This is a genomic window from Caldisericum sp. (genome assembly GCF_049967455.1).
GTDB classification, from domain to species: Bacteria; Caldisericota; Caldisericia; order Caldisericales; family Caldisericaceae; genus Caldisericum; species Caldisericum exile_A.
The window spans coordinates 1-7715 of the sequence record NZ_JBMFSR010000044.1 but is presented as its reverse complement, the minus strand read 5'-3'; the positions used below and the strand labels follow the sequence as shown (position 1 = coordinate 7715).

Genomic DNA, 7715 nt, shown 5'->3' with positions numbered 1-7715 from the left:
TCATACTTTGAAAGTTCCCTTGCAATCATAGCTCCAACGACACCTGCACCAATAATAACGACATCAAACTTTTCCATAACGATTTAACGCCTCCTTCATATTAATAGATCTAAGCTACATACACTTTACAAAAAATTTCAACACTTTTTTAAAAAATGCAAACCACCAAATATAAAAAGCTAACAAAAACTCATATAAAAATAAATTAAGTAATTAAAAATCACAATAAATTTTTCTCAATCTATATTAGAATCTTTAAAAAAGACTCTAATTAACTCTTTTACTTCTTTTTCATTTTTTGCATTTAAAACATTTTCGCCAAAACTTTTAGTCTTTTCGTAGTTTAATGATCTTATAAGAGCTTTGACAGAAGGAATAGACCTGGGACTCATACTAAATTCATCTAGTCCTAGACCAAGCAATACTGGAACTGCATCTCTCTCACCCGCAAGTTCCCCGCACAATCCCGCCCATTTGCCTTGAGTGTGAGCTGCATCAATAACCATTTTGAAAAGACGAAATAGTGCTGGAGAAAAAGGTTGGTAATAACTTGAAACGCTCTCATTTCCTCTGTCAACTGCAAGAGTATACTGAGTAAGATCATTTGAACCAATGCTAAAGAAGTCAACTTCTTCAACAATTTTATCTGCAAGAATTGCTGCAGATGGAATTTCAACCATAATACCAAGATCTACCTGATGATTAAATTCTTTTCCTTCCTTCAAAAGCTCGTCCTTAGCTTGCTCAATAAGATTTTTAACCCTTACAACTTCATCAACTGAACTAATCATAGGTAGCATAATTTTGAAATTAAAGCCAACGGCTGCTCTTAGAATAGCTTTTATTTGCGTAAGAAAAAAATCTGGCTGTTCGAAATACAATCTAACTGCTCTAAGACCCAAAAAGGGGTTACTTTCATTTGGAAATTTAAGATAAGGCAAAGGTTTGTCCCCTCCAATATCAGCTGTCCTTATAATCAATGGACGCTTTCCGATAATTTCACCAATTTGTTTGTAAAAGTTATATTGCTCATCCTCATCAGGTGCATTTTGTCTTTCAAGATATAGAACTTCAGTTCTTAAAAGTCCAATACCTTCAGCACCAAATTTTAGTGCATCATACGCTGAAGGAATATCCCCAATATTAGCAACAACTTCAACCTGTTTTCCGTCAGTCGTAATTGCGGGTTCAAAGGCATGTTTAAGAACTTTATTTTCATTCTCAATCCTTTCTTCTTCCTTTTTCTCAAATTCGACTTTTAAATCAGCTTTAGGATTTATAACGACTTTGCCATTCATTCCGTCAATTGCCACTAAAGTTCCTGAAGTTATACTCAGAACTTGGTCGCCAGCACCTACAACTGCGGGTATACCCCACATTTTTGCAAGGATTGAAGTATGTGAAGTTGATCCACCCAGGGCAGTTAAAATACCTTTAACTTTATCCTTTTCAAGAAGAGCTGTGTCAGAAGGTGAGAGATCTTTTGCAACAATAATAACAGGTTCTTTTATCGAAGACATACTCTGTTTCTTTTTACCAGTTAAAATACTTATTACACGGTCTCCAATGTCTTTTATATCAGCCGCTCTAAGTTTCATATAAGCATCATTAAGCTTTTCAAATTTTATCCGCCATTCTTCGAAAACTTCCTTAACAGCATATTCTGCATTAACCTTTTCGTTTGAAATCTTCTTTTTTATCTCACCAATAAGGTTTTTGTCCTGCAAAATCATTTTATGGAATTCAAAAATTTGCGCTTCATTCTTATTTCCATTTTCTTCAACCTTTTTTCTTATACTATCAATTTCAGATATAGCCTTGTTTACTGCTTCATCTAGTTTATTTATCTCCTCTTCAACATCTGCAATTGTCCTCTTCTCTACGTCAAAAGAAATTTCCATAAACAAAAATGCAGGCGCTACAACATATCCAGGTGAAGCAGGTATCCCAGAAAGCTCTAAAGTTTCGTAAGGTATGCTTCCTTTTGCATTAATTTGGGCATCTTTTACCAAATTTTCAGACTCTGTAACTGGTTTACCTAAAGGCTTAACATTACTACTCGTCACATCCATTTCACCGAAGCCAGATTCAACCAATTTTTTTAAGGTATCTATAGCTTGCTTAGCATCTTCGCCTTGAGCTGTTATACGTAATTTTTCACCTTTTTTTGCTGTTCCCTGAAAGGCTACTTCCATCATACTCTTAGCATCAACTGGGGGTTTATTGGCAGATATGTTTTGAATAGTTATCTTAGATTTGAATTTAGAAGCTTCCTGGACAAAAAGAGAGGCAGGACGTGCATGCAATCCTACAGGATTAGGAACAACAACCTCAATGCTAATCAAGTTACCTTCCGTTTTATCAACTTCTTCAGCTTGCGCAACTACCTTCTTACTTGATATTTCTTCTCCAAGTTTTGGGACAGAGAGAATTTTTTCAGATGCGTTTTTAACTTCTTGAAGTTTAAAACCTTGCGCCGAGGCAACAACAGCTGCTATGGCACCTTCAACTAAAGGAGCATTACTTAAAGCAATCTTTTCTCTTTTCTCTTCTGGTAACATCTCAAGGAACATCTGAACCGTCATAATTGCACTACCAAGATCCATTAAAACTAGCACTCCATCATCGCTATAAACTTTTTCAAGGGCATTTTGTATTTTGGTAATGCTTGTACCAAAACCTCCGTCATCAAGACCACCAGCTGGAGCTATTGGAACATTTTTACCAAGACTCATCTGAAGCGCAAGTGAACACACTGCTTTTGCTAAATCATCGCTATGTGTTACAATAACTATTCCAACCATCTCTGACCTCTTTAGAACTTATTAATGTTTACTTTTCTTTTTAAAAATTTTCCAATCAGACCTATACATAATAATCCACCAAAAAGCAATCCAAACAATCGGAAAAGCTATCAAATTAAACCACCTGCTTGCTACGTAGAACATAAATTCACTTAAAAGCAGAGGTATTAAAAATATTAAAATCCAACCCCAAATAGGGATAAAATCTCTTAACGAGCTATGACTATCTTTGTCATTCCTCATTTAATATTCTCCCTACTAATAATAGCATACTTTTAAAAACTTTAAAATATCAGCATTCAAAAACACTCTTTATCCTTCTTTAAATTCTAGGGGGGTATAATCATCCCCCCCTTTTTTTAACATAAGCTTATACTATTCTACTCTGATTATTCAACCCAGTTAAATGTACGTTCAACAGCTTTGAGCCAACCTTTGTAAAGTTTTTCTCTTGTTGCTTCATCCATTTTTGGATGCCAAGTCTTATCTATGATCCAATTCTTTCTCAGATCATCAAGGTTATCCCAAAATCCAACTGCTAACCCAGCAGCATAAGATGCACCAAGAGCTGTAGTTTCAGCAACCTTTGGTCTAATAACTGGAACATTCAGAATATCAGACTGGAACTGCATTAAAAGCTCATTATAAACCATTCCTCCGTCAACCTTTAATGCTGCCAATTTAACACCAGAATCCTTATTCATAGCCTCAAGTACATCCTTTGTTTGATAGGCAGTTGCCTCAAGGGCCGCTCTGCAAATATGACCTTTATTAATATAACGAGTAAGTCCAACAATTACTCCCCTAGCGTCGCTCCTCCAGTAAGGCGCAAACAATCCGGAGAATGCGGGAACAAAATAAATTCCACCATTATCCTCAACAGTCCTTGCAATAGCTTCAATATCAGATGATTTTTCAAAGAACTTTAGATTGTCTCTAAGCCATTGAACAAGAGCTCCAGTTATTGCAATAGACCCTTCAAGTGCATAAACTGCGGGTTCTTTTCCAAATTTGTATCCAAGAGTCGTTAATAAACCGCTTTTACTTTGGACAGGTTTTGTGCCTGTATTGAGTAGCATAAAACATCCAGTACCATATGTATTTTTTGCTTCGCCTACATTGAAACAGGTCTGACCAACTAGAGCAGCCTGTTGATCACCTAAGTCGCCCGCAACCGGAATTGCAGTGCCAAGAGGCCCGTTTTCTTTAGTATAACCATAAACATTAGGATCGCTTGATGGACGAATTTTAGGAAGCATTTGCCTTGGAATACCTAAAATATGTAGAATTTCATCATCCCAGTCAAGTGTCTCAAGATTCATAAGCATTGTTCTTGAAGCATTTGTTACATCAGTTACATGAGCTCCCCCATTTGGTCCACCAGTGAGCCACCATATTATCCAGGTATCAATATTACCGAATACAGCCTCTCCTTTTTCAGCATCTTCTCTTACACCAGGTATGTTATCAAGTATCCATTTAATCTTTGGTCCTGAAAAATAAGTTGCAAGAGGTAAACCAACTTTTTTTCTGAATCGATCTTGGCCACCGTCTTTTGCTAACTCATCACAAATCTCCTTAGTCCTTGTATCTTGCCAAACTATTGCATTATAATAAGGCTTGCCAGTTTTCTTATTCCAAACAACTGTTGTTTCTCTCTGATTTGTAACACCAATTGCTGCAATCTCTTCGGCCGAGACTCCCTTCGCTAATGCACCTTTAATTACCTCTTGCGTCCTCTGCCAGATTTCCATTGGATCATGTTCGACCCATCCTGGCTTTGGATAAATCTGTTGGTGTTCTAACTGATAACTGCTTACAACCTCCCCACTGTGGTTAAAAACCATAAATCTTGTACTTGTCGTCCCTTGATCAACTGCTGCAACGTATTTTTTTGTTGCCATTTTAGACCTCCTTTTAAATTATTTTTTAGTTTTTTCTTTAATAACATCAAGCATTAACTTAATTAATAAATAAGAAGAAGTTGCACCTGGGTCTTGATAACCAATACTTCTTTCTCCGAGATAGCTTGCTCTACCTTTCTTTGCAAGCATAGGAATCGTACTCTTCATCCCTTCTTCTGCTGCTTTGACTGTTCTTTCGAGCGCTTCCGTTAAATCTAATCCGTCTGATAATGATTTTTTAAGTTCCTCAAGTGCCGGTGCAATAGTGTCAATCATCGTTTTGTCTCCTTTTTCAGCCTTTCCTCTCATTACTATCCCATCCAAAGCAGCTTGCATTGCTTTTACAATGTCTTTTTCATCAATTTCAAATTTCCCAGCAAGAACTGAACCTGCTTGAATAAATGCTGTTCCATAAAGCGGCCCACTTGCTCCACCAACGGTTGACACTAGATACATACCAACAGCTTTTAAAATTGCTCCAACATCTTTCCCCTCAAGCATAGATAGATTTTTCAAAACTGTTTGAAAACCTCTATCCATATTTATCCCATGATCAGCATCGCCGATAGCAGAATCCAGATCAGTGAGATATTCTTTATTCTCATGTAGTATTTCAGATGCCTTTTTCAGATAATCAATAACATCCTTATTGCTTAATTTCATAAGTTTTTACCTCTTTAATTTAAGCTTTTAAATCTTTTCATTAAATTTTAAATGCCCCAACGCAAACCAGGAGTCAAAACAGGTTCATCCCACAAACTCTTCATCTCTTCATCTAAACGTAAAAGCGTTATCGAAACACCCTGCATCTCTAAAGAAGTTATGTATCTTCCAATCAACTTTCGTGCAATTTTTATACCCTTTGATTCAAGGATCTTGTGCAATTTCCGATATACAATAAATAGCTCAATGTCAGGAGTTCCTCCCATACTATTCACAAAAGCCAATACCTCATCCCCAGATTTATAGGGAAGGTCATTTATTATTGTCTCTGCAAGAATCTCTGTTATCTCATCAGCAGTCTTTAACTTCATACGCTCTCGCCCAGGTTCCCCATGGATACCTATGCCAATCTCCATTTCATCTTCTGCAAGCTCAAAAGTAGGCTTGCCAGCCATTGGCACAGTGCAAGGAGTTAAAGCCATGCCCATACTTCTACCATTTGCGTTAATCCTTTTTGCAAGTTCCGTTAATTTATCTAAAGGATAACCTTTCTCGGCAGCTGCTCCAACAATTTTTTCTGCAAGAACAGTTGTTCCTACTCCTCGCCTACCTTGAGTATACAAGCTATTTTGTACAGCAACATCATCATCAATAATTACACTTTGGACCTCGATTCCTTCCCCCCTAAGAAGATCAGCAGCCATATCAAAATTCATTATATCTCCGCTGTAGTTCTTTACAATAAATAGTATGCCTTTGCCACTATTAACTTTCTTTGCTGCCTCATACATCTGATCAGGGGTTGGTGAAGTAAAAACTTGCCCCGGGCAAGCAGCATCAAGCATTCCTTTACCAACAAATCCAACATGCATTGGTTCATGCCCGCTTCCTCCACCAGATATAACTGCTACTTTATTTTTAACTGGCGCATCAGATCTATAAACAAAATTGGGATTAAAGTTAACTTTTACCAATTCAGGAAACGCCAATCCAAGACCCTCTAATGACTCATTTACAACATCTTCTGGCTTATTAATTAATTTTTTCATTTTGACCCCCTTCTTAATTAAATAAACACCAAGGGGAGCTAACACTCCCCTTTCTTTGAAACTATTTATCCCTCTTTCTTTGCAAGGAAAGGAGTTACGAACCAATCATAAGTTAAAACGCCTAAAACAGCACCAATTAATGGACCTAAAATCGGAGCTACAAACCAATAAGATCCATCAAATAAACCTTTTGTTCCAGCGATCGCACCGAAAATACGTGGACCTAAATCACGAGCAGGGTTAATTGCATATCCACTTGGACCACCAAGTGAAAGACCTATACCAAGAACTGTAAGTGCAACCAAGAAGCCACCCAGATTTGCTCCAACAGCATTGTTCTTAATGTCACCAGATGCAAGAACTCCCCAAAGTAGTGCTGCTGTACCAAAGATTTCTGTGAGGAAAGCGTTCCAGAGAGTGTAACTGCCTTGAGGAGTTGCAGAACTTACGCTCCCCCAGAAAGCTTGACCGAACACAGAACCTGGTCCCGTGCACCAAACATTTGGCATTCCTGCTGCCTTCAACCCACCATAATAAACCAAGAAAACACCAAAAGCTCCCAAGAAAGCACCAAGGACCTGCGCAATCCAATAGGGAACAACCTTTCTCCAAGGAAAACCTCTTTTAACAGCTAATGCAAAAGTAACAGCGGGGTTAATATGGGCTCCCGTTACACCAGCAACTGTGTAAACTGCAACTAATACAGCCATAGCCCATCCGATAGTTATTGTGTTCCAGTTGTAAGCAACGGATGCAAGACGAGGTGCAAGTCCAACGTTCGCAACAACGCCATCGCCGAGTAAAATTAGAATAAAGGTCCCGAAAACCTCAGCGACGAATTCGCCAAACAGATTTTCTTTCTTCATAAATTCCTCCTTCCTTAAAAAGATTATACTAAAAATAAATTTTTTGTCAAGAGGTCGAATTGCATCATCAAAATTCTATATGAAATTGAATCGTTGCCTCACATAAGAATCTATTCAAAAATAGAAATGGAGGTAAAATGATGAAAAAGTTAGAAGAGATTCTAAAGAAACTGAAGGAAGGAGGCTTTATGAGTTTATCCTTGAAGGAGAAGAAGGCTGTGATAAGAGAAGAGAGCAGGCTATATAAGAAAGCAACAAAGAAAGAAAAAGGAAAGATACTTGATGAATTTGTTAAACTCACAGGATATTCCAGGTGTTATGCATCATATGTATTAAGAACATATGGAAAGAAAGTTATTGTTGAATTAGAAAATGGAAAAAGGAATGTATTTGTAGGAGATGACCTTTACAGCGAAAGAGGATTAAAGA

At 37.4% G+C, this 7715-nt stretch carries 5 protein-coding genes and 1 pseudogene; 1 reads left to right on the top strand and 5 read right to left on the bottom strand.

The features are described from left to right. Nucleotides 1–236: 236 nt before the first annotated feature. The 5 genes from ptsP to ACP5SP_RS06895 form a co-directional block, all read right to left on the bottom strand. Nucleotides 237–2804: a phosphoenolpyruvate--protein phosphotransferase gene (gene ptsP, locus ACP5SP_RS06915; protein WP_428076325.1), complete on the bottom strand. Its 2568-nt coding sequence runs from the start codon at nucleotides 2802–2804 to the stop codon at nucleotides 237–239. A 389-nt stretch (nucleotides 2805–3193) separates the two neighbouring features. Next, nucleotides 3194–4708: a glycerol kinase GlpK gene (gene glpK / locus ACP5SP_RS06910; protein WP_428076324.1), complete on the bottom strand. Its 1515-nt coding sequence runs from the start codon at nucleotides 4706–4708 to the stop codon at nucleotides 3194–3196. An 18-nt stretch (nucleotides 4709–4726) separates the two neighbouring features. Then, on the bottom strand, nucleotides 4727–5371 hold the full coding sequence (gene dhaL / locus ACP5SP_RS06905) for a dihydroxyacetone kinase subunit DhaL (RefSeq protein WP_428076323.1): 645 nt from the start codon (nucleotides 5369–5371) through the stop codon (nucleotides 4727–4729). A 47-nt stretch (nucleotides 5372–5418) separates the two neighbouring features. Beyond that, nucleotides 5419–6420, bottom strand: coding sequence for a dihydroxyacetone kinase subunit DhaK (gene dhaK, locus ACP5SP_RS06900; protein ID WP_428076322.1), 1002 nt, complete (start codon nucleotides 6418–6420; stop codon nucleotides 5419–5421). 65 nt (nucleotides 6421–6485) lie between these two features. After that, nucleotides 6486–7286: an MIP/aquaporin family protein gene (locus ACP5SP_RS06895; protein ID WP_428076321.1), complete on the bottom strand. Its 801-nt coding sequence runs from the start codon at nucleotides 7284–7286 to the stop codon at nucleotides 6486–6488. Between the two features lie 140 nt (nucleotides 7287–7426). Between ACP5SP_RS06895 and ACP5SP_RS06890 the strand changes: the two are divergent. Next, nucleotides 7427–7715, top strand: a pseudogene (locus ACP5SP_RS06890) (transposase); the annotation flags it as partial.